The 22,526-nt window shown below is 43.9% G+C and carries 16 protein-coding genes and 5 pseudogenes; 19 read left to right on the top strand and 2 right to left on the bottom strand.

The features are described from left to right. Positions 1-18 precede the first annotated feature (18 nt). The 6 genes and pseudogenes from RE628_RS12320 (at position 19) to RE628_RS12345 (ending at position 6,819) form a co-directional block, all read left to right on the top strand. Complete coding sequence (locus tag RE628_RS12320; RefSeq protein ID WP_309158949.1) at positions 19-927, top strand: ArsR/SmtB family transcription factor; 909 nt, start codon at positions 19-21, stop codon at positions 925-927. Positions 928-1,169: 242 nt separating this feature from the next. Continuing rightward, positions 1,170-2,891, top strand: a complete 1,722-nt coding sequence (locus RE628_RS12325; protein ID WP_309158950.1) for an ABC transporter substrate-binding protein — start codon at positions 1,170-1,172, stop codon at positions 2,889-2,891. A gap of 65 nt (positions 2,892-2,956) precedes the next feature. Then, positions 2,957-3,909 (top strand): annotated as a pseudogene (locus tag RE628_RS12330) (ABC transporter permease). Positions 3,910-3,925: 16 nt separating this feature from the next. After that, positions 3,926-4,860, top strand: a pseudogene (gene opp4C / locus RE628_RS12335) (oligopeptide ABC transporter permease). Between the two features lie 12 nt (positions 4,861-4,872). Continuing rightward, positions 4,873-5,862, top strand: coding sequence for an ABC transporter ATP-binding protein (locus RE628_RS12340; RefSeq protein WP_309158951.1), 990 nt, complete (start codon positions 4,873-4,875; stop codon positions 5,860-5,862). Next, positions 5,855-6,819, top strand: a pseudogene (locus RE628_RS12345) (ABC transporter ATP-binding protein). The gene RE628_RS12340 and the pseudogene RE628_RS12345 overlap by 8 nt, the downstream one beginning before the upstream one ends. Positions 6,820-7,366: 547 nt before the next feature. On the opposite strand, the gene RE628_RS12350 reads toward RE628_RS12345, so the two are convergent. Both RE628_RS12350 and RE628_RS12355 read right to left on the bottom strand, forming a co-directional pair. Then, entirely contained in the window at positions 7,367-8,599 is a 1,233-nt protein-coding gene (locus RE628_RS12350; protein WP_309159453.1) for an aminopeptidase, read from the bottom strand. A gap of 87 nt (positions 8,600-8,686) precedes the next feature. Then, positions 8,687-10,039, bottom strand: coding sequence for a TrkH family potassium uptake protein (locus tag RE628_RS12355; RefSeq protein WP_375143073.1), 1,353 nt, complete (start codon positions 10,037-10,039; stop codon positions 8,687-8,689). A gap of 371 nt (positions 10,040-10,410) precedes the next feature. On the opposite strand from RE628_RS12355, the gene RE628_RS12360 reads away from it, so the two are divergent. The 13 genes and pseudogenes from RE628_RS12360 to RE628_RS12420 all read left to right on the top strand — a co-directional run bounded on the left by RE628_RS12360 (position 10,411) and on the right by RE628_RS12420 (position 22,241). After that, the gene (locus RE628_RS12360) at positions 10,411-10,683 is read left to right on the top strand and encodes a hypothetical protein (protein WP_309158952.1); all 273 of its coding nucleotides are present in this window, start codon (positions 10,411-10,413) and stop codon (positions 10,681-10,683) included. Positions 10,684-10,719: 36 nt separating this feature from the next. Next, the gene (locus RE628_RS12365) at positions 10,720-11,781 is read left to right on the top strand and encodes an AI-2E family transporter (RefSeq protein WP_309158953.1); all 1,062 of its coding nucleotides are present in this window, start codon (positions 10,720-10,722) and stop codon (positions 11,779-11,781) included. 150 nt (positions 11,782-11,931) lie between these two features. Next, a complete protein-coding gene (locus RE628_RS12370; protein WP_309158954.1) occupies positions 11,932-12,399 on the top strand; it encodes a hypothetical protein in 468 nt (155 codons plus the stop codon). Positions 12,400-12,596: 197 nt separating this feature from the next. Next, entirely contained in the window at positions 12,597-13,100 is a 504-nt protein-coding gene (locus tag RE628_RS12375; RefSeq protein ID WP_309158955.1) for a hypothetical protein, read from the top strand. 107 nt (positions 13,101-13,207) lie between these two features. Beyond that, positions 13,208-13,650: pseudogene (locus RE628_RS12380) on the top strand (Rrf2 family transcriptional regulator). A 116-nt stretch (positions 13,651-13,766) separates the two neighbouring features. After that, positions 13,767-14,438, top strand: a complete 672-nt coding sequence (locus RE628_RS12385; RefSeq protein WP_309158956.1) for a response regulator transcription factor — start codon at positions 13,767-13,769, stop codon at positions 14,436-14,438. 127 nt (positions 14,439-14,565) lie between these two features. After that, on the top strand, positions 14,566-15,453 hold the full coding sequence (locus RE628_RS12390) for a sensor histidine kinase (protein WP_309158957.1): 888 nt from the start codon (positions 14,566-14,568) through the stop codon (positions 15,451-15,453). 76 nt (positions 15,454-15,529) lie between these two features. Continuing rightward, a complete protein-coding gene (locus RE628_RS12395; protein WP_309158958.1) occupies positions 15,530-16,297 on the top strand; it encodes an ABC transporter ATP-binding protein in 768 nt (255 codons plus the stop codon). Next, the gene (locus RE628_RS12400; RefSeq protein ID WP_309158959.1) at positions 16,287-18,293 is read left to right on the top strand and encodes an FtsX-like permease family protein; all 2,007 of its coding nucleotides are present in this window, start codon (positions 16,287-16,289) and stop codon (positions 18,291-18,293) included. Before RE628_RS12395 ends, RE628_RS12400 begins: the two co-directional genes overlap by 11 nt. Positions 18,294-18,476: 183 nt before the next feature. Beyond that, complete coding sequence (locus RE628_RS12405) at positions 18,477-19,337, top strand: VOC family protein (protein WP_309158960.1); 861 nt, start codon at positions 18,477-18,479, stop codon at positions 19,335-19,337. An 82-nt stretch (positions 19,338-19,419) separates the two neighbouring features. Continuing rightward, on the top strand, positions 19,420-20,058 hold the full coding sequence (locus RE628_RS12410) for an NAD(P)-dependent oxidoreductase (RefSeq protein ID WP_309158961.1): 639 nt from the start codon (positions 19,420-19,422) through the stop codon (positions 20,056-20,058). A 428-nt stretch (positions 20,059-20,486) separates the two neighbouring features. Further along, positions 20,487-21,393, top strand: a pseudogene (locus RE628_RS12415) (carbohydrate ABC transporter permease). Positions 21,394-21,419: 26 nt separating this feature from the next. Beyond that, positions 21,420-22,241 (top strand): carbohydrate ABC transporter permease, encoded by an 822-nt coding sequence (locus RE628_RS12420; protein ID WP_309158962.1) that lies wholly within the window; start codon positions 21,420-21,422, stop codon positions 22,239-22,241. Positions 22,242-22,526: the final 285 nt, after the last annotated feature.

The raw sequence follows: 22,526 nt of genomic DNA on the forward strand, positions 1-22,526 counted from the left end.
CTAAGGGAGTGTGAAAAGGTGTCATACCATTTAGACATACAATATAGTCGTAAATTTGAATTCATTAGCAGCCTACATAGCTATATATGCCGCAAGTCTCACAAAAAAATTGATCTGACACCGAACTGGGCCCAAAATATTAAACAACAGCTTACTCCCGAATTGTCCGCAATGCTTGATGAGTTAGAGGTGAATGGAGACTGGAAATTCTCATATCTGCTCATTTTACTCTCGACGGGAATGAATGAGATTCATGAGGTGATCGCTTGGCTCCAAAACATGTCCGTCGGGGATCTCTATGAATTGTTCGCGCCACATGGCAATCAGTTTCCGGCGAACATGGGGGAGTTCCAGCAGAGAATGATCACGGTATTTAGCGAATGGAACCGACAATACTTCGAACGATCTGATCCGGGAATTCACGAGGCGCTGCTCGGACATTTAGAAGAGAGAAGGACAGCCATTGGAGATATGAAGCAGGAAGCATTTATTGATGAGACGACGAATGGCTTGGTGTTTGAGCCTGTCTCTGGAGTGGACAAGCTGCTTCTCGTCCCGCAATACCATTTCCAACCGATGAATGTAATTATCCAGTACGGAGATGTGCTCTTCTGTCACTATTCGTCTAGGACGGATATCGGAGAAGAGGATTTTATGCCGATACATGATTTTCGTACGATCCGGGCGCTATCGGAGAAGAGCCGTTTAAGGATACTTCGTTATTTGCATCATGGACCTCGCAGTTTCATCGAAATTGTACGTGAAATGAATCTATCCAAAGGGATTACCCATGATCATATTGCCAAGCTACGTAGTGCCGGACTCATTTATGTTCATTTTCTGGGTGAGACTGTGACAGAATATAGCTTACGCCGCAAAGCGCTTAACGAAATTCAGATCAAATTACTCGATTATATTGAAAAATAGTAGACAGCCTTTTCCTCATAAATGCGAGGAAGAGGCTATTTTTTTACTTCAATTTTCTCGAAGTTTCGCTTTTATAAGAAATCTTTAACAGTTCTCTCTTTACAGAACCATTGAACGTACTTATAATAAACACTAACGGTTTAAAAGCATAGTTAGTCTGTCGGAATAATCGAAATTCTATATATGCTTAATATTTAAAGGATTTACAAAATTATATTTTCAAGAGGGGCAGGAGAGGTCTCATGAGAAAAAGTGCAATTTTGTTAACTTCATTAATACTAGCGGGTTCATTGCTATTGTCAGCATGCTCGAGCGATAATGCGGGGAATACGGCAAGTTCTGGATCCAGCAACGTATCGAGTAATTCCAATGCAGCGAACAGTGCTGTCGAAGCGAATCAGCCGATTGCAGCGAGTGATATGTCGAAGTTGCCAGGTCTGGCACAGAAACGTACAGATACGATCATTGTTGGCTTGACGAATCCAAGCGGTGCATTCACTCCTTATTTCCAACAAAGCGGTTATGACGGCAACGTATCTTCGCTGTTGTACTCTAGACTCGTCACTCAAGATGACAAGGGGCTTGCTGTCCCTGAACTTGCAGAGAGCTGGGATATTTCCGATGATCAACTAACTTACACCTTCCATCTACGCAAGGATTTGAAGTTCAGCGATGGATCGCCGATGACCGCGGATGACGTAGCTTTTACCTGGACATTGCTGTATGACAAAGCCTATGATGGCGATTCAATGATTCCTACGATCGGAATTAAGGGTGGGCAAGATTACAAGGACGGTAAGGCAACCTCTATTGAGGGGATTAAGGTCATTGATCCGCTTACCGTATCCGTCACTCTAGAGAAGCCAATTGCCACAGCGCCGATTGTACTTGGTGGTGAGATTTTATCCAAAGCGTATTACGGTAAAGATTATAAATTCGGCGATCTGGAATACATCAAGAAATTGCATGAAAATCCGGTTGGCAATGGCCCTTACAAGCTGGAGAAGTTCATTCCAGGCCAAGAAGTTCGTCTGGTAGCTAATGAATATTTCTATCTGGGCAAGCCGAAGACGGAGCATTTCATTTATAAAACCTCTGAGGGGGACACCTGGCAGTACCTAGAGACCGGGGAAGTAGACTATGGCTCCTTTACTGCAACACAGGACAATTTGAAGAAGCTGAAAGATATGGGCTACTTGAATATCGTTCCTTACACCCCAAGTGTATATGGCTATTTGGCTGTCAATCTGGGGCATGAAGCTTATAAGGATAAAAATGTGCGTCAAGCACTCGCCTACGGACTGGACCGTCAGGGTATCTATGTCGATGCCAATCAAGGAGCAGGCCAGGTGGCAAACATTCCGACAGCACCAATCTCTTGGTCCTACACCGAAGATGGAATCAACCCTTATGCCTATGATCCAGAAAAAGCGAAGCAAATCCTAGATGATGCTGGTTGGACTGTTGGTTCGGATGGAATTCGTGTGAAGGACGGTAAGAAGCTGACCTTGCATTTCCTAGGCAGCAAGAGCCCGGCAACCGATATCTTCATAGCTGTTGCTACAGAGGGATTCAAGGAGATCGGCATCGATTTCCAACCTGAGGTATTTGCGGACTTCAACGCACTGGTTGCTAAGTACGAAAGTGGTGACTATGATCTCGTATCCTTCTCGACGCCAATGCTGAGCGATCCTTCCGACGGTGTACAGCAATTTATTGATGGAGAGATCAAGGGTTACGACAATCCGAAGGTGAAGGAACTGTATTATGAAGCACTCTCCACAAGTGATACGGAGCAGCGGAAGCAGTACTATGCTGAGATGTATAAAATTTTGAACGACGAACTGCCGGTTATCTTTACAAGCTATAGAAAGAGCTATTATGCGTACAATGGCCGGCTGGACGGTGTGATCAACAATCCGTTCGCAGGATTCCAGGATGTTAATAATTGGTCTCTGAAATAAATTATTAATTCACTCATCCCCTGTACTGTATGACAGTATGGGGGATGCATCATAAGGAGCCGATCATGAGCACATATCTTGTAAAACGTCTCACTTATATGGTTATCATTCTGTTTGCCGCATCACTGCTTATTTTTTGCTTGTACGCATTTACGCCTGGCGATTTCATCAGCGGCAATATGAAGCTTAGTCCTGAGCGTAAGGAAGAGCTTCGGCAAATATACGGGTTGAACAAACCGGTTCTCGAACGATATGCGATTTGGATGAAGAATGCCTTCCACGGTGACTTCGGATATTCTTTGGCACAGCAGAAGCCGATTCTTCAGCTTTTTAATGATTATATATGGAATTCATTCTTGCTGGCGATCGTCTCAACCTTTTTCACATGGCTGATCTCAGTCATCATTGGCGTGATCGCAGCATACAAACAATATTCCTGGTTCGATTCACTCATTATGGTCATTATCTTTGCCGCCATGTCGATTCCGTCCTTCTTCATCGGCCTGCTCCTGATTAAGGGCTTCGCCGTCGATTTGAAGTGGCTGCCTCCTGGAGGCATGACGACGACTGGGAGCAATGCGACTGGATTTGCTTATGTGAAGGAAGTTATTCAACATATGACGCTGCCGGTTATTGTTATGACTCTGCTTAGCCTTGGGTCATTAACTCGTTACTTCCGTAGCAATATGATCGATGTGATCAAGCAGGATTATATCCGTACGGCCCGAGCCAAAGGTCTTAAGGAGCGTAAGGTGCTGTTCACTCACGCTTTGCGCAACGCCTTGCTTCCGGCAATCACGCTGGTCGGCTTCGAGCTACCGGCATTGTTCGGTGGTTCCTTGATTATCGAGAAAATATTCAACTGGCCGGGATCGGACAGCTCTATATGTCATCCTTCTCATCGCGGGATTACCCGCTATTGATGGGATTCACAATGTTTATTGCCATTCTGACCGTCATCGGAACTTTGCTGTCGGATCTGCTCTACAAATTGGCTGATCCACGAGTGAAACTATAAGGAGGTCGTACACCCTATGTCAGCTATGAGTGGTAATCTGGCCTCCGGAGGGGCGAAGGTGCCTGTCAAGGCAACTGCCGTGAAGTCTTCGCTGTGGAGGCAGTCTATTAAACGTCTTATGAGGAACAAGCTCGCGGTTAGCGGGTTTGTCATTGTAATTTTTATGATTCTGCTTTGCTTTATTGGTCCGCTCTTCTCGCCGTATTCAGGCAATCATAACAATCTGGCGATGATGAATAAGGCGCCTAGCGCTAAGCATTGGCTGGGAACGGACCAGTTAGGTCGCGATGTTCTGACTCGTGTTATGCTAGCGGGCCGCATCTCCCTAACCGTTGGCTTCGCATCGATGGTTCTGTCGGTATTTATCGGCTCTTTGCTGGGGGCGATTGCCGGGTATTACCGCGGTGTTGTTGATCAAATCATTATGCGGATCGCCGATCTGTTGCTGACGATTCCAAGTTTGCCGCTGCTATTCATCGCCGGCGCGATGTTGTCCGCTTGGAAGGTTCCAACCGACTATCGGATGTACATCGTTATGATCATGCTCAGCTTCGTTGGATGGCCGGGTCTGGCTAGGTTAGTCAGGGGCGAGATGCTCAGCTTGCGTGAGCGTGAGTATATGCAGGCTACTATTGTGCTTGGTTTGCGGGATCGCCGTAAGCTGTTCCATCATTTGCTACCGAATATTACACCATTATTGATCGTTATCGCTACACTAAATATCGGGGGATCGATTCTGATGGAATCGGTACTGAGCTTCTTCGGATTGGGTGTCATTCAGCCGACTCCAACTTGGGGAATATGATCGATTCAGCTAACAATCTGATCGACTTCCAGGAGAGACCTTGGCTATGGATTCCGCCAGGCCTGTGTATTTTCATCACCGTAATCGCCATCAATATTTTTGGTGACGGACTTCGAGATGTATTGGACCCCAAAAATAAAAGGTAGGTGGCTGTCATCATGGCAAATCATTTGCTCGATATTGAACATTTAAGCACTTATTTCTATACAGAGGAAGGCACTGTGAAGGCGGTTGATGATGTCAGCCTGCAAGTACGTAAGGGAGAGACAGTCTGTATCGTTGGTGAGTCTGGCTGTGGTAAGAGTATTACCGCGATGTCGGTTATGGGTCTGATTCAAGGTCCGAACGGGAAGGTTGTGGGTGGCAAGATCGATCTGGATGGAACGGATTTGCTCCAATTGGACAAGAACGAGCGTCGGGTTATTCGTGGCAAAGAGATCGGGATGATCTTCCAGGAGCCAATGTCCTCGCTGAACCCTGTGCTGACAATTGGACAGCAAATCATGGAGCCGCTAATCGAACATCTGCGGATGAGCAAGAAAGAGGCTCGTAAGCGGGCGATCGAATTGATCGAGCAGGTGGGCATTTCGCGTGCTGAACAGATTGCGGACTCTTATCCGCATGAGCTTAGCGGCGGGATGCTGCAGCGGATTATGATCGCCATCGCGATCTCATGTCAGCCGAAATTATTGATCGCTGATGAGCCGACTACGGCGCTGGATGTTACGATTCAAGCGCAGATTCTTGACATCCTGCGTAATTTTCGGAAAGAGACGGGCATGTCGATTCTGCTTATTACGCATGATCTGGGCGTTGTTGCGGAGATGGCCGATTATGTCATCGTTATGTATTCGGGTAAGGTCGTAGAGGAAGGCGAAGTTACCGAATTGTTCGCAAATCCGAAGCATCCGTACACCCAAGGTTTACTGCGTGCCAAGCCGATTCTGAATCAGCGGCAGGATGAGCTGTATTCGATTCCAGGGCAGGTGCCTAATCCGTTGGAGTTAACAGAATCCTGCTATTTCCATGATCGCTGTGAGCATTGCATGGAGATTTGTAAAGTCCGCAGACCTGAGCTAAGAGAGCTTGGTACGGAGCAGAAGGTCGCTTGCTGGCTGTACGAAAAGGAGGCGGCGGTTCATGTCTAAACCGTTATTAGAAGTTAATCATCTGAAGAAGTATTTTCCAATTAAATCTGGACTATTGAATCGCACTGTAGGTCATGTACGTGCAGTTGATGATATTAGTATTGCGATTAATCCGGGAGAGACCTTCGGACTGGTGGGGAATCCGGCAGCGGTAAGAGCACGGTTGGCAAGAGCATCGTACGTCTGACGGAAAAGACGTCGGGCGACATTATCTTCAAGGGCCAGGACTTATATGACTTATCTCCGCAGGAAATGCGTAAAATTCGCCCGCAGCTACAGTTAATCTTTCAGGACCCGTACAGCTCGCTGAATCCACGGGTACGTGTCGGCGATGCGATTGGCGAAGCGCTAATCGATCATGGGCTTGTACCGGCGGGAGAAGTAAGAGAGCGGGTGGAGGAAGTACTTGCCTCCTGCGGTCTGTCTTCCTATCATATCGACCGCTTTCCACATGAATTTTCTGGAGGTCAGCGGCAACGGATTGGGATTGCTCGTGCGCTCGTGTTGAATCCGGATCTGATCATTGCTGATGAACCCGTATCGGCACTTGATGTCTCGATACAGGCGCAGATTATCAATTTGTTCCGCAAATTGCAGGAGACACGCGGCTTAACTTATTTGTTCATCTCGCATGATCTGAGTGTAGTAGAGCATCTGTGCACCCGTATCGGCGTGATGTACCTTGGTACGATGATGGAGACAGCACCTCGTGACGAGTTGTTCAAGAACCCGCTGCACCCATACACGAAGGCGTTACTGTCAGCAGTACCTATTCCGATTCCGAAGTTGAAGCGGGAGAGGATCGTACTGAAAGGTGACATTCCGAGTCCGGCAAATCCACCATCCGGCTGTAAATTTCATACTCGTTGCCCGTTCGCCGTAGAACGCTGCAAATCCGAGGTTCCGGAATTTCGCAATGTTGGCAGCGAGCATCATGTAGCCTGCCATTTGGTGTAAGCTTCGGTGGTACTGAGTTAGTTCATTGCATGCTAAAATATCGAGATTCTAAGGCGTGTTAGTGGCATGTGAAATGTGGAAGGCTGGAGCTAGAGAAAAGCTTAGTACAAAAGCTTAATAATGATAGTTAGGTGCAGAAGTTAGAGTAGAAACAAATCCTAACGGAAATGAGGGACGTTATTCGGGCAAAATCCGAATAATGTCTCTTTTTCTTGTACAATAAAGTCTCCTAGTTCCATTAGAAATTCAAATGGCCTTATTTTACCGAAATAAGGGCTGTGATTTCCGTTATCAGCATAATGAAATTCAGCAAGTCTATGTGCAGGAATATTAGAATTACCGTGATCGAACTCATCACACTTATCGTAACCACCGCACCTATCAAACGTACCAAGCGGTCAATAATGTCCGGGTGATCCGGCGAAACATGAGGATGTTCCCGTTTTGTCCGTTTTTGACGCGAAAAAGGGGCGTCTCCAAGTCGAAAATCGACTTGGGAGACAACCCCTTCCTGTGCCACCATGTGATGCACGGCTAAGGATTACTATTAAAATGCCCACGCGCCTTGTTTGAAGATAGGTTCTTCCTGGCCGTCTTCCGTAACTCCGAAGATGTCCATCTCGCCGGATCCTACCATGAAGTCCTCATGGGCGAAGCTGGAGTTCAATCCGGCTTCAGTGAGCTCATCCTTGCTCATGGATTTGCCGCCTTCTAGGTTAAAGGCATAAGCGTTACCGATTGCCAGATGGTTCGAGGCGTTCTCGTCGAATAACGTATTATAGAACAGAATGCCAGATTGGGAAATCGGTGAACCATGCGGTACCAGTGCGACTTCGCCAAGATAGTGTGAGCCTTCGTCCAGCTCAATCAGATGCTTCAGAACAGACTCGCCAACCTCAGCACTGCTATCGATAATACGGCCGTTCTCAAAAGTTAATTTGAAACGGTCAATGATGTTGCCATTGTAGCTTAGTGGCTTCGTACTGGATACGGTACCGTTAACACCATCTCTCTGTGGAGCGGTGAATACTTCTTCCGTCGGCATGTTAGCCAGGAAAGTATTACCTTGCGCATTGATGCTCTCGGCAGCAACCCACAGATGTCCTTTAGGCAACTCAATTGTCAGGTCCGTTCCTGGTGCAATATAGTGTAATTTCTTGTACTTCTTGCTGTTTAAATAATCGGCTTTCGCTGATAATGTATTGATATGCTCACGCCAAGCAGCTACTGGGTCAGGCTGATCCAGACGAACCGTGCGGAAGATTGCTTCCCACAGCGCTTCGACTTGCTCGTTCTGCGGCAAATTCGGGAATACCTTGGCCGCCCAAGCTTGGGAAGGAACAGCAACGATCGACCAGCTGAATTTATCCGACATCTGTAAAGCACGGTATTTGCTCATTGCAGCACCGTAGGTTTTCTGATGATTCGTAATTCGCGTTGTAGATACGCCGTTAAGAAGGTCCGGGTCAGAGGAGATGACGTGAAGCACAGCAGCGCCGTTCTCAACAAGCTCAAGCATTTCACCAGCGTACCACTTAGGCTCGTCCAAGAATGATTCTTCAGCAGCCATATCGTAACGAAGGCGAGTGACTGTATCATCGCTCCAGTTCACTTTGACTGTTCTAGCCCCTGCTTCATAGGCCTGTTTCACGATTACACGTACAAGTTCTGCTGAATCAACCGTAGCATTGACGACCAGAGCTTGTCCCTTCTGCACATTTACACCGATCTTGACAGCAAGCTCAGCGTATTTTTGCAGTTTCTCTTGAAAATTCTCAATAGCCATAGTTACTCCTCCTATAAAAAAGGGTTATTCTATTATCATACTACGAATTACCGTAACTATCCAAGTAAGACAGGAAATTATTTAACCAATGGTAATTTTCCCTTCTGGATAGCGTAAGAGATCCTTTTGAGGTTTGGGTCTTATCGCATAGGCTAGTGTCAGTGGTCCAATACGTCCAATGAACATGACAAAGCAGAGGATGATTTTGCTAATGTTTGTTAAGTTTGGCGTTAGGTCGAGGCTGAGGCCCGTAGTCGCAAAGGCCGAGGTTGTCTCGAATAAGAGGGGAAGTAACTCACTGTCCTCCAGTGCTGATAAGACCATGGATACGGAAATAACCAGGAACAAGGCCATTAACGTCTGCGTAATCGCACGTAGAATGGACTCTTGTGGTAGTCGCTTCTTGAAGAAGACAATGTCCTGCCTGCTACGGATCATAGAATATACCGCCCCGATCAGGATGGCAAAGACCGTGACTTTGATTCCGCCGCCGGTGGAACCTGGTGCCGCCCCGATAAACATAAGTAGTACAAGGAAGAATTGGGTAGAGTGGCTCATGCTGCTAACATCTACAGTACTAACCCCTCCGGACCTGGAACTAATCGAATGGAAGAGGGAGGCTGTTATTTGCTGGCCGAGCGGTAAGTCCCCGAGCGTCGCTGGATTGAAGATCTCAATTGAGAAAATAACAAGCGCCCCGACTCCGATTAGGAAGGAAGACATGGTCAATACAATCTTCGAATGAAGGGATAATTTCTTGCATCTAGGATACTGGAGCAAGTCATGAATGACGATAAAGCCAATACCACCTAGGAAAATAAGCATCATAACGACGATATTGATATACAGGTCATTGCGAAAGTTACCGAATCCGCTTGAACTGTAATAGGAGCCGAACAGATCAAATCCAGCGTTGTTAAATACCGATATACTGTGGAAGATACCGAAATATATGGCCTTGCTGAGTGGCATCTCTATAGCCCATCTAGCAGCCAATAGAAGGGCCCCAGTTCCTTCAATTGTGATCGTATAATAGATGACGCGGCGAATCAGTGTCAGCAGGCCATCCATGGAATTGTAATTGATTGCTTCCTGCAGCACGAGGCGATCCTTGAGTGTGATCCTGCGGTTCAGGGCGAGAGCAATGAGTGTACCGAAGGTCATGAATCCCAGCCCACCAAGCTGTATAAGTAAGAGGATAACAATCTGGCCGAATAACGTAAAATGGACGCCGGTATCTACGACAGCCAGTCCAGTTACACAGGTCGCCGAGGTAGCTGTGAAGAAAGAATCTATGATATTTAAATGATGCCCGTTAACTGAAGAGATGGGCATGTACAGTAGAAAAGCTCCGATGATAATGATCATTCCGAAGCCGTAAGATAAAATCTCCGGAGGTGTCAGAGACCGCGGCTTGTTTTTTTGCTTTGCCAATGTTGTTCACCACCATTATCCGGGATATTGCTATTGATCAAAAAAATGTTACGATATTGCAGTAGGAGGTGCTTCTGCCTCGAATAATGATTATAATTAAGAACTACGGGAATATCGCATCCACTTAAAGAGGAAGTTCAAATAGTCCACTTTTGATCCCGAAGTAGATCATGAAGCTATTCGACATCGAATCTTGAATTCAGCCGGGCCTAAGCGGACGCTTACGAAGTTATGTTTCCTCCGGAAACATCTTAGGTGCTCACGTAGGTTGTGCCTACGCTCCGCTCCTCAGTCCCTAGCTTCATTCAACCTTCTCGGTGCTGAAAACCGGACTTTTTGAAACACACACTTAAATAAAGGAGCTAAGCAAAATGAATTTAATAATATTGCAATCTGAAATGCGTAAAGATGAAGACGGATCCTATGTAGGCAAGACGATTTTTCAGGTCGACTCGCATAAGGCAGATTATGAAATCACGTTCTACAGTAAGAAAGGTCGAGAATGGGATTACAGTCTGCACTATGCAAAAGAGTCAGGAGCCGAGGAAGAGCTTCTAGCGGTAGATGAACGGATCGAGCAGGATGACGAATGGTTCGATAGCTTGTTGGATGCAGCATGGAATACATATTCAGAAGAAGAATAGAGTAATTCTACACATGGATTGAGGTGACAGCCCTTGATGGATAAACCGTACTACCGAAGAAGTCTCGGTATTATTATGGCCCTGACGATTATTTATTTATTATCCAAGGTAAGTTTTATTTTTAATCCGCTCGTTACTTTGGTTCAAATTTGTATCGTACCGCTGACAATTTCCGCCTTCCTGTATTACCTGCTGCGCCCGATCGTTCATTATCTGGAAGGAAAGCATATGAACCGGGTCTTGTCTATTCTGCTGATTTATCTCATGTTTGCGGGGGTTATCACTGTCTTTCTCATCGTTGTCTGGCCGCCGTTGCAGAATCAGATTACCGAGTTCATTAACAATGTACCGAAGTTAATTACTGGACTACAGAGTCAGATGAATGATATTCGGGAGAATAACTATTTCTCCATGTTTAATGAATCGGATCTATCGATCACGAACAAGTTGATGGAGTATGCCAATTCAGCGATTCAGTCTGCCACCGGTTACATATCGCATGTGTTTAGTTTCTTGAATGACTTCGTTATTGTAGTGGGTACTGTCCCGATTATGCTGTATTACATGTTGAAGGACGATTATCGGGTCAGACCGATGATGGTCAGTGCGCTTCCGGTCCGGTACCGTGAAGACGGAGACCAAGTTTTGCAGGAAATTGACGGTATGCTTCGAGGTTTTATAGCAGGAAGAATGATCGACGCTGTCGTGCTTACCGTGATGAGCCTCATCGGCTTCTGGATCATTGGACTTCCTTATCCACTAATGCTCTCATTAGTCATGGGATTATTTAGTTTTATACCTTATTTCGGTATTCTGTTAGGCGCGATTCCTAGTGTCATTGTTGCCTTCACAATTTCTCCTAGTATGGTGATGTGGGTTATTATCGTCGTAGTAGTGTCGCATCAAATCGAGGGGAATTTGATTTCACCTTATATTTACGGCAGGACAATTAACATTCATCCGTTGACGACGATTATTCTGTTGCTCATTGCCGGAGATTTCGCCGGGATTCTTGGGATGCTGCTGGCCATACCGGTATATATGATGATGAAAATAATTGCCTTACGAGCTGTAAAAGTGTATAACAGCCAGAAATGATAATCAGGTGTGAGCTTTTTATCATGAAACCGTGATCAAAATCATATCTCCATCCCGCATCATAAGAGATGATTAATTAAATAGTGTGTGTTCAAAAGAGGACTTTTGAACAAGCTCTAAATAGAATTAATTCTCGGGGGATGATATTTTATGGCGGTCACCGCTAAAGCTGGGAAGTATTTCTACGCCTGGAGCAAAATTCTCCCTGACGGCTCTTTCTGCCTGTCGGATCAAGCCCTGCAGGAATACTATATTACAACAGAATCCAATATTATTCTGATGTCTGGCCGGAATACCCTGAAGGGCTTCAGCGTTCTCTGCAAGGAGAAGATTGCGAATTCTCCGCTTGCCGCAATATTTAATAATGTGCCACAGGTACAGAATTTTACGATTCCTGCGGGAGAAGCAGTGACTTTTAAGCAACGGCTATTCTGCTGGGCTTATCTGGACAAGGATCGGTACATTCACCTACCGATGGAGACCTGGAAGCAATTCGGTGTTACTCCAGGAGATCGGTTACTGAGCATGCGGGCCAACCATCTTGGTTTTGACAATCTATCGGAGGGGCCGTTTATTGACTTAGCCAAGCAACTCCGTGATGTGGCTGTCTACGAATAGAAGTTCAGCGATGGAAGCTATATGTGTATAGATTCGGTTGAAGGAGTACTATCACCTCACGGTTGGGGTGGGAAGTGCTCTTTTTTCTGATCTAAAGACTGGTTAATGTTGAACTAAGCTGCGCATTGTATAATAGGAAGGATAGAGAACTGCTGCACGAAAAGACGTTCTGATGAGAGAGGGAGTCGTTGCATAAAATGTTTGACCCAACGATATTTGAAAATTTGAAGGTTGTGCTGGAAGGTGCCGTATATGATCTTGACCTGAGTGGACAGGTTCAGGTGATCGGTCGTCATGACCGTATCGAGTTGTCCACGATGTCACGTTATTATGCATTACGATTCTGCCTGCCGGAGAAGAAGCAAATTCATGCTGAGCTGCGTTTATGGGCGGATACAGCGGATTTAGCAAGTGAGATTTTGGAGCTGGATAATCATAAACCGGGATGCTCGATGCAGCCTATATTCTATATTCCGATTCACGATCCTGAAAGAGAATGCCTGCAGATATCCCGTTTGGTAGAGGAGATATGGGGCTCTCGCTACCAGCCGATTCTGGAGATCAGGAGCATCTACGGTGATAAGCAAGCTCCGCATCTGCTGAAGCTGACGCTTCAATTTCACCGTAAGTTTGGTGAGGAGATTGCTGGCGATTTTGCGTCCTTACTGGAGCATATGATGATTTTACTGGATCGATTGTAGGAATTATTTAACTTGTATTATTACCGTGTTCTATAACAAACTATTGACATTTTCACGTTAGTGTAACTATCATTGTTACAATGGATAACGAAAGGGGGAGATACTCTATGACGATCAGTTCAAGATTTGCTGTGGCTATTCATATATTGTCACTGCTCGAACTGAACAAAGATGGCGTCTCTACTTCAGAATATATTTCCGGTAGTGTCAACACCAATCCAGTCGTTATTCGCCGTATAATGAGCATGCTTAGCAAAGCAGGACTTGCCAGTGTGCGTCCAGGCGTAGCCGGGCGAAATTGGCTCGCGATATATCGGAGATCACCCTGCTGGACGTATACCGTGCCGTACATGTTGTGGAAGAGGATGGTCTGTTCTCTGTACATGATAAGCCGAATCCGGAATGTTCGGTGGGCCGAAATATTCAGTCATCGATCGAGCCGATATTCGCGACAGCGCAGAAGGCGATGGAAGATAGTCTGGCGAAGGTAACGCTTCAAGATATCGTTGAGGATATCAGTACGAAGGAAGCTAGCGCCTGTGATTCATAAATGAAGTATCAATAACACTCAATATAATAACCGGCGCGGCTTCGGCTACGCCGGTTATTCCATATGTTGAATTTATACCTCTCTAGGCCTTCATTGAAGAGAAAGGAGATATAGTGATGGCAAAAGTATTGATAATCGAGGATGAAGTATCCATTCGAGAAGATCTGGAGATTTTGCTGAAGAATGCTGGCTACGAAGTTGTCTGTACAGAGGATTTTTTAAAAGCAGTGGGTGATGTAGAAGACAATAATCCCGATTTGATATTGCTTGATGTAAACCTTCAGGAATATAGTGGGTTTTCGATATGCACAGGGATTCGTAAGTTTTCAAACGTCCCTATTATTTTCTTAACAGGCAGAAATACTTCTATTGATGAACTACAGGCCTTTTCTCTAGGAGGCGATGACTACATAACTAAACCCTATCACCCCTCCGTACTTCTGGCTAGAATATCCACCATCTTAAAACGTACAAAGAGCAGTGTGCGAGATGAGGAGCAGATTCTCATACATAAGGGACTAACGCTGGATCTCCGATCCTACAAAATCATCTATGATGCGAAACAGGAAGAGTTGTCCAAGAACGAGTTTAAGTTACTGCATTACCTGTACCAACGAAAAAATGAGGTTGTTCCAAGGTTGGATATAATCGAATACCTATGGGATAACGATGTGTTTATCGATGACAATGCCCTGAGTGTTAATGTGACTAGAGTCAGAAGCAAGCTGGAGCAATTAGGAGTGTCTGATTTTATCGAGACAAAAAGAGGGGTAGGATATCGGATATGAGCCTCGGAAATTATCTGAAAGATAAAATCATATTGATTCTCATGAATGGGATAGGAGTGTTTCTTCTGTCCCTTTATCTATTTGCTGTTGGGAACAACACAGTCACTCTATCTCTCATTGCTGTCACATGGGGATTATCTTTCTGATTTGGATGGTGGTGGACTATGCCGAGCGGAAGCGCCATTTTGACAAGATAGATGCATTAATGGAGAAGCTTGATCAACCGTACCTTGTGCAGGAATTCATGGATCATTCATGGCGTCTAGAGGACCGGCTTTATCGAGAAATGCTCAGAAAGTCTAACAGAGCAGTTGTGGAGCGAATTTATCAGTTGGAAAATGAGCAGCAAGACTATCGTGAATTTATCGAAGGTTGGATTCATGAGGTTAAACTTCCGATCACTGGGATACGTCTTGCCTGCCATAATCAAGAACAGGATAACAGTAGACGCATAGAAAGATACTTAACCGAAATAGATAACGATGTAGAACAGGCATTATTCTATGCCAGGTCGGATCAGGTGTATAAAGATTACATCATCAAGGAAACTGAAATAGAGGCTGTAATATTGAACGTGCTTAAGAAAAATAAGTACTTAATGATACAAAATCAAATGAGCGCCAAGGTAGAATGTGATCGTATTACCGTATTTTCTGATGGCAAATGGTTGGAATTTATTTTGGGACAAATTCTGCTCAATGCTATGAAATATAAGAAGGAAAACGGTGGAATGATTTTATTTCAGGCCGAGACGATGAATAGCGGAATCAAATTGACAGTTCGGGATAACGGTGTGGGCATACCTGAAGGAGACAAGACGCGCATTTTTGAGAAAGGCTTTACTGGTTCCAACGGGCGAAACAGAGGCAAATCTACGGGGATTGGACTGTATCTTTGCAAGAAGCTTTGTATTAAATTAGGACTCGAAATCAACGCTCAATCCCTAGAAGGAGAGTTTACGGAGATCATTCTGCTCTTTCCCAAACACTCTTTTCTTTCAAAACTGAAAGATTAGTGAAAGATAACGATATACAACCTAAGAACGATAGAGACTATATTTGTGTTATCCGTTACGAAAGGAATGAAATAGAATGAGTGGATTGATTAAGGTGTGCGGTGTAGAGAAATATTATGGAACCAAAGCGAACATTACAAAAGTTCTGAATCGAGTCAGCTTTGACATTAATTCCGGTGAATTTATTGGAATCATGGGTCCCTCAGGTTCTGGTAAAACAACTTTGCTGAATATGCTCTCAACGATTGACACGGTGACCTCTGGTCATATTTATTTTGAAAATCAAGACATAACCACGCTGAATGAGGAGAAGCTAGCGGAATTTCGTAAACATAATCTTGGCTTTGTATTTCAGGACTTTAATCTTCTGGATACCCTGACGGTTGAAGAAAATATTGTCCTGGCTATGTCATTACAAGGGAAAGGCAAAAAAGAAATTCATGCAAAGTCTAAACAAACAATGGAGCAACTAGGTATCTATCAAATCCGAGATAAATTCCCGTATGAAGTGTCAGGCGGACAGAAACAGCGTTGCGCCTGTGCTAGAGCTTTGGTCAATGAACCGAAGCTGATACTCGCCGATGAACCGACAGGAGCACTTGATTCAAAATCCGCGACAATGCTGTTAGACACGTTTACAACGATGAATGAACATATGGGTGCTACCATTTTGATGGTTACGCATGATTCATTTTCAGCCAGTTACTGCAAGCGCATTTTGTTCCTAAAGGATGGTGAAGTTTTTCATGAACTGGTCAAGGGGGACGATTCAAGACGTGAGTTCCTGAATAAGATCCTGGATGTTCTCTCCCTCACAGGAGGTGACGTATCAGATGCTTGGTAGACTCACTCTCCGTAATGTGAGACGGTCCTCGAAAGATTACATTATTTATATCGTGACCATGGCTATTGTGGCTGCGCTTATGTTCGCGTTCAATGGCATGATATTCTCTAAAGATATGAAGGATCTCTACAGAGAATTTACCATATTTATTGTCCTTGTTGGCTTGGCATCATTTTTCATTGTCATGATCGTCATTTGGCTGATTCATTACATGGTTAACTTTATGATGGAAAAACGCAGTCGGGAGTTTGGAACGTATTTGCTTCTAGGCATGAAGAAGAAACAGATCGCTGCAATTTTTCGCTATGAGAATATGATTCTTGGGTTCATTTCCTTGCTTGCCGGAATCATTCCAGGGATGTTCTTTCAGATTGCGTTTACTAATATTTTCTATTCTATAATGGATGTTGAATATCGTATTTCTCTTGACTTTAGTCTCTGGAACCTGCTGCTGACCTTCGGTTTGTTCTTATTTGCTTATGGATTGGCTTTATTTAGAGTAAAGCGCAAATTCAACAAGATGACGATTAACAGTTTGATATCCATGGATAAACATAACGAGATTGTCAAAAATGAAAGAAGCACATGGAAAAAGCTGCTTGTATTCATCTCAGTTGCTTATATCATTCTATTTAACGTCCTTGTACTTACCTCCAAGATGAATATTGGATCGATGTGGTTTTATGTTGCCGGCTTGGTGGCAGCGATTTATCTATTGTATATAGGGCTGTCCTCGTTCTTCATCAGCTATATCAAAAAACAGCACAAGGGGATATACAAAGAGGCGAACATATTTGTGTTTCGGCAGTTGTCATCAAAGATTAAAACGATGCGCTTCACGATGGGGACACTGACGATTCTGTTTACAACGGTGCTGTTTGCATGGATGGTTGTCATGATGTTTGCTGATTATCAGAACAAAGAGCTTGAGAGGAGCCATCCATTCGATGTGTTGGTTTTCAGCGATGATACAAAGTATGACTTCCATAATGAACTAAGCATCATTACAGACGATTCAGTTATAGAAAATCAGCATATTTATAAAATATATGAAAACGGTACAGATCATATCAATCAGTATCTATATGAACATGTAGACGGCACATGGCAGAATGATCAAGGTAGCTCCTATTTTGGCCATGATACTTATATGGGCATTAGTGATTATAATTATATTCGGTCCATGCTTGGCTACGAAACCATAGAGCTAGATGATAATGGCTATTTGATTCAATGTATCGAGAGGGTAAGACCATATTTAGAGCAGCTCGCCGAAAGTGAATCACTCCTTGGTAACCAAGCTCTTAGTTATAAGGGGACATTCACCGACCCGCTTTCTCAAAATGGAATGAATGGAGCAGATTATCTGATTGTCGTACCTGATACATTTTTGAAGTCTATGCGCCCTTATTATTCCTTATTGGCTGCAAGTATTAAGGGAGAAGCACCAGCCCATTTAAGTGAGCGTCTGCTTTCTATTCGATCATCGTTATTGAACGAAGCTGGGGAATATAAGTATTCCATTCAACCTGGACAAGGTAGTAATAACATCATTAGCTATTCCTCCATTGTACTTGTTAAGGATAACGATATTGTAGAGGTAGGATTAGTTCTAGTATCTATAGCTTTTATATTGGCTTATATCGGGATTGTGTTTCTCTGTGCAGCCCTGACAATTCTAGCAGTCCAGCAGCTTAGTGATTCATCGAAGTATAAATTCCGTTATTCCATTTTGAAGCAGTTGGGATTGAGCAGAAAAGAGACGGATCGGGTTGTTCTGAAGCAATTAGGCGTATATTATTTATGTCCGTTCGTGATATCCATTGTACTTAGTATGTTTATCGGCTTGTTTGCGAGCGAACGATTCGTTTATTACACAGGTATTCAAGCGGGAATTTTCTGGTATTATCTGTTGGCCGCTTTCGTGTTTACGGTGTTATACGCTGTATACTTCATCGTGACCTATGTGGGTTTCTTGAGAAATATATATCACTAATTGAAAATTTACACAATGAAGGAACTGAAATAGCGCCCGCTATTATAGTTCCTTTTTTGTTATTTAACTTGGAATAAGTTCAAACTAGTGATTGACAACATAGATACTTGTAACTATAATGATTACAGGTGCTGTAACCAATGTGATTACATCAAATGATTATAGATTGAAGGAGGGATAGAAATGAAAGCAAGGATTCATCCTAAGGCAGAGATTGGGATTGTAAGATTGAAAATCACGAATTTAGACCGTTCGCTACGCTTTTATCAGGAAGTGATTGGGCTCCAGCTGCTGCGCCGAGAAACGCATCTTGCTGAGCTTACTGCTGATGGAGAGAAGGTTCTGCTTGTCCTGGAAGAAAGTGAGCATTTCCATATGATGCAAGGTAGAAATGTATCAGGCTTGTATCATTTTGCTATTCTGGTCCCGGATCGCGTGTCATTGGGACTGGCACTGCGTAATTTAATCAAGCATCAAATACCGGTTGGTCAAGGAGATCATCTCGTAAGTGAAGCTTTGTATTTGAATGATCCGGATCGTAATGGGATTGAGATTTATGCCGATCGTCCGCGAGATACGTGGCAGAGAGATGAACTGGGTGAATATAAGATGACCACGGACCCTGTCGATATCCAGGGATTGTTGGATATATCGGAGCAAGCCGAGTGGAGCGGTCAGCCGGCAGGAACTAAGATCGGACATGTCCATTTTCATGTTGGTGATCTGAATCGGGCTAGACAGTTCTATACGGAGGTTCTAGGTTTCGATATCGTATCCCATTTAGGGCAAGATGCTTTATTTATTTCGGCTGGTGGGTATCATCACCACATCGGACTAAATATATGGGCTGGTGTTGGGGCTCCACCAAATCCAGAGGATGCTACAGGGCTACGTTACTTCACAATTACGCTCCCTGATCAGGAGGCTCTTCAAGCAGTCAAGGATCGTCTGATACAAGCTGGAGTTGTCTATCAGCAAGAACCCGATTCCATTTCGCTTACTGATCCGTTCGGTATCGCCATGCGTCTCGTTGTTGCCCATTAATAATGTTGAGCTAGTTAATATTCACTGTTCATAGGAGCAGTGTTAATGAATAAATGGAAGTTATAAATTGGAGGTAATTAAAATGGCTAAAATTGCAATCGTAGGAGCAACAGGTAAAGCAGGCAGTCGTATTATGAAAGAAGCGTTGGATCGCGGACATGAAGTAACAGCGATCGTACGTAGTGCATCCAAATTGGACAATAAGGATGTTCCTGTAATTGAGAAGGATGTATTCGAACTGAAAGCAGAAGATGTGAAGAACTTCGATGTTGTAGTGAATGCCTTTGGCGCACCAGCAGGTCAAGAGCATCTGCATGTGGATGCCGGTAACGTATTGATTGAAGCGATAAAAGGGGCACCGACCACAAGATTGATCGTGGTTGGCGGGGCAGGCAGCTTGTATGTAGATGAAGCGAAGACGACCCGAGTGATGGATACACCAGGGTTCCCAGCGATCTTCTTCCCAACAGCTTCGAATCAGGGCAAGAACCTAGAAATTCTGCAAGCAACCGATTCGATCAAATGGACTTTTATTAGTCCCTCGGCTAACTTTGCGATCGGTAGACGGACCGGAGCTTACCAGACAGGCAAGGACCATCTTCTTGTCAACTCCAAAGGAGACAGTTATGTCAGCTATGAGGATTTTGCGGTCGCGGTGGTAGATGAGATCGAACATCCTGAACATATTAACGAGCGATTCACAGTTGTATCCGAAGCTTAATTCAGAATTGACAAAATTCAATATATATGGTGGATTACTTCACCTTATAGCCTCCATCGTCATGGAGGCTATTTTTGTGTTACAAAGATCAATTCACACAATAATATATGGGTTGAACTGAAGAGGGCAGGAAAAGGCAAGAGGCTGAAATGATTCTGAAGAAGCGAAGCGTTCGCCTTTGTGAGCGGATTTCTACCATGTCTGAATTTGTATATCAAGAAATCCGCGAACAACAGCGATTGTAAGAACATTTCACCCGGCTGCCTTCAGCTGGACAATCAATTCGTTCAACTCATATTAACAGCAAAAAGTAAAATTCGTTCCAAAATGCTCATTTCTATTTCTTATGAGACAGCGCTTACTTTCTTACAATTAAAACACATTCGATATTTCATTTTGCTAGACAACTGCCGAGGAGGAGAGAGAGAATGAAGCAGTCCAAAAAATCCTTACAGCTCAGCATGGGGATAAAGGAGCAGATCGCCGGGTATTTATTTGTTACCCCCTTAATGCTGGGACTGATTATTTTAACCCTGATTCCGGTGCTTGGTTCCTTGCTGCTTAGTTTCACGAATTGGAACTTTGTCGCTGGAATCGGTGCTATGAAATTTGCCGGGTAAGTAATTTCGTAAAGCTGATGCACGATAGTGTCTTCATGAAAAGCTTGGTCAACAATTTAATATTCGTTGTTATTGTACCGCTTACCATGATCGTTGCATTATTCCTGGCCATTCTGATTGATAAACATATTTATTTGAAAGATTTCTTCAAGGTGGTATACTTCCTGCCTTATATTTCGAGTATCGTAGCTGTAGCCATGGTATGGCAGGTGTTGTTCCATCCATCCTTGGGGCCAGTAAACAATATGTTGATGTCGTTAGGTATAAGCAATCCGCCGAAGTGGCTTGCTGATATCGATTTCGCACTACCTTCGCTTATGATGATTCAATTATGGATTATGCTCGGCTATAACATCATTATTTACATAGCTGGATTGCAATCCATTCCTAAAGATCTCTATGAAGCGTCAGAGATTGATGGGGCAAATGCATGGGTGAAATTCAAGAGCATTACATTACCTTGCGTATCTCCAACGACATTTTTCTTGTTGGTCACCGGGATTATCGGTACGTTCAAGATTTTTGATCTGATTCAGGTATTGACGCAAGGGGACCGGCCAACTCTACTACTGTTATCGTCTATGAGTTGTATGATACAGCCTTTAACCAGTTAAAGACGGGTTATGCTTCTAGTATGGCATTGGTTCTGTTTGTAATCTGCCTAATCATTACTACCTTGCAAATGTTAGCCCAGAAAAAATGGGTTAATTACTAATCAACCGACGAGAGGAGGTACTGAAATTGAAAATAAATCTATCGAAATTGATATGGACGATCGTAATGGCACTTATCGGGATCCTATTCGTACTTCCATTTATTTGGATGTTGTCGACTTCATTTAAGCCCGAGACGGATGTATTCAAATTCCCGATTGAATGGATTCCGAAGCATTGGAACCTCATTGAGAATTACAGGACTGTATGGAGCGGCGACTTTGTCCGTTACTACTGGAATTCTATATACATCACAATCGCAACTACTGTAATTAATGTTATCGTCTGTGCACTGGCGGCTTATGGCTTCTCTAAATTACGCTTCTGGGGCAGAGATACGATGTTTGTATTTGTACTTGCTCTGTACATGGTACCGCCACAGGCTTCATTAGTACCGCAGTTTCTTTTGTTCAATTGGTTTGATTTGATCAACACACATTTAGGCCTAATTCTGCTTAACAGCTTCAGTATTATTGGAGCCTTCATGTTGAAACAGTTCTTTATGGGCGTTAGTAATGAATATCTTGAGTCCGGTAAAATAGATGGCGCGGGTTACTTCCGCACCTTCTGGCAGATCGCTTTGCCGCTCATTCGCCCAGGTGTAGCTACCTATGCAATCCTTCGTTTTATTTGGACGTGGAATGATTACCAATACCCGTTAATCTTCCTGAAATCTAAAGAACTGTTCACCGTTCAGCTTGGAATCAGACTATTTGGTGACCAATATGGAGACGTCTATTCCTTAATGATGGCTGGGGCTGTATCCGCGATTCTTCCATTGTTGATTATTTTTGCAATCGGTCAGAAGCAGGTTATTGAAGGAATTTCGCTCGGTGGTGTGAAGGGATAAGGAAGTCAAAATAGTTTCGCTTAAGTAAAAATAGGGAACTTCGAAACAAATGATAGTATGGTAGGATTTTTGTGTAAGCGATTACTTACAATAAGTTGAACTGATGATTGTACAGATGAATGCTTCGGTTGAAATGTTCTTCCGATCGCTGTTGCTCACAGATTTCTTGATTCAATAGAATCCAATAAGGTAGAAATCTGTTCACAAAGGCGAACGCAGCTTATGCTTCCGAAGCTAGCTTTCTTTCAGAAAGCTCTCAGCTTCTCCAGAATCATTTCAACCCTT

The sequence above is a fragment of the Paenibacillus sp. D2_2 genome (assembly GCF_031199965.1).
GTDB lineage: Bacteria > Bacillota > Bacilli > Paenibacillales > Paenibacillaceae > Fontibacillus.

Bases quoted from the DNA above. Each gene is read 5' to 3' on its own strand.
- RE628_RS12325 (WP_309158950.1), top strand. From the start codon at position 1,170: ATGAGAAAAAGTGCAATTTTGTTAACTTCATTAATACTAGCGGGTTCA.
- RE628_RS12340 (WP_309158951.1), top strand. From the start codon at position 4,873: ATGGCAAATCATTTGCTCGATATTGAACATTTAAGCACTTATTTCTAT.
- RE628_RS12360 (WP_309158952.1), top strand. From the start codon at position 10,411: ATGAATTTAATAATATTGCAATCTGAAATGCGTAAAGATGAAGACGGA.
- RE628_RS12365 (WP_309158953.1), top strand. From the start codon at position 10,720: ATGGATAAACCGTACTACCGAAGAAGTCTCGGTATTATTATGGCCCTG.
- RE628_RS12370 (WP_309158954.1), top strand. From the start codon at position 11,932: ATGGCGGTCACCGCTAAAGCTGGGAAGTATTTCTACGCCTGGAGCAAA.
- RE628_RS12375 (WP_309158955.1), top strand. From the start codon at position 12,597: ATGTTTGACCCAACGATATTTGAAAATTTGAAGGTTGTGCTGGAAGGT.
- RE628_RS12385 (WP_309158956.1), top strand. From the start codon at position 13,767: ATGGCAAAAGTATTGATAATCGAGGATGAAGTATCCATTCGAGAAGAT.
- RE628_RS12390 (WP_309158957.1), top strand. From the start codon at position 14,566: ATGGGGATTATCTTTCTGATTTGGATGGTGGTGGACTATGCCGAGCGG.
- RE628_RS12395 (WP_309158958.1), top strand. From the start codon at position 15,530: ATGAGTGGATTGATTAAGGTGTGCGGTGTAGAGAAATATTATGGAACC.
- RE628_RS12400 (WP_309158959.1), top strand. From the start codon at position 16,287: ATGCTTGGTAGACTCACTCTCCGTAATGTGAGACGGTCCTCGAAAGAT.
- RE628_RS12405 (WP_309158960.1), top strand. From the start codon at position 18,477: ATGAAAGCAAGGATTCATCCTAAGGCAGAGATTGGGATTGTAAGATTG.
- RE628_RS12410 (WP_309158961.1), top strand. From the start codon at position 19,420: ATGGCTAAAATTGCAATCGTAGGAGCAACAGGTAAAGCAGGCAGTCGT.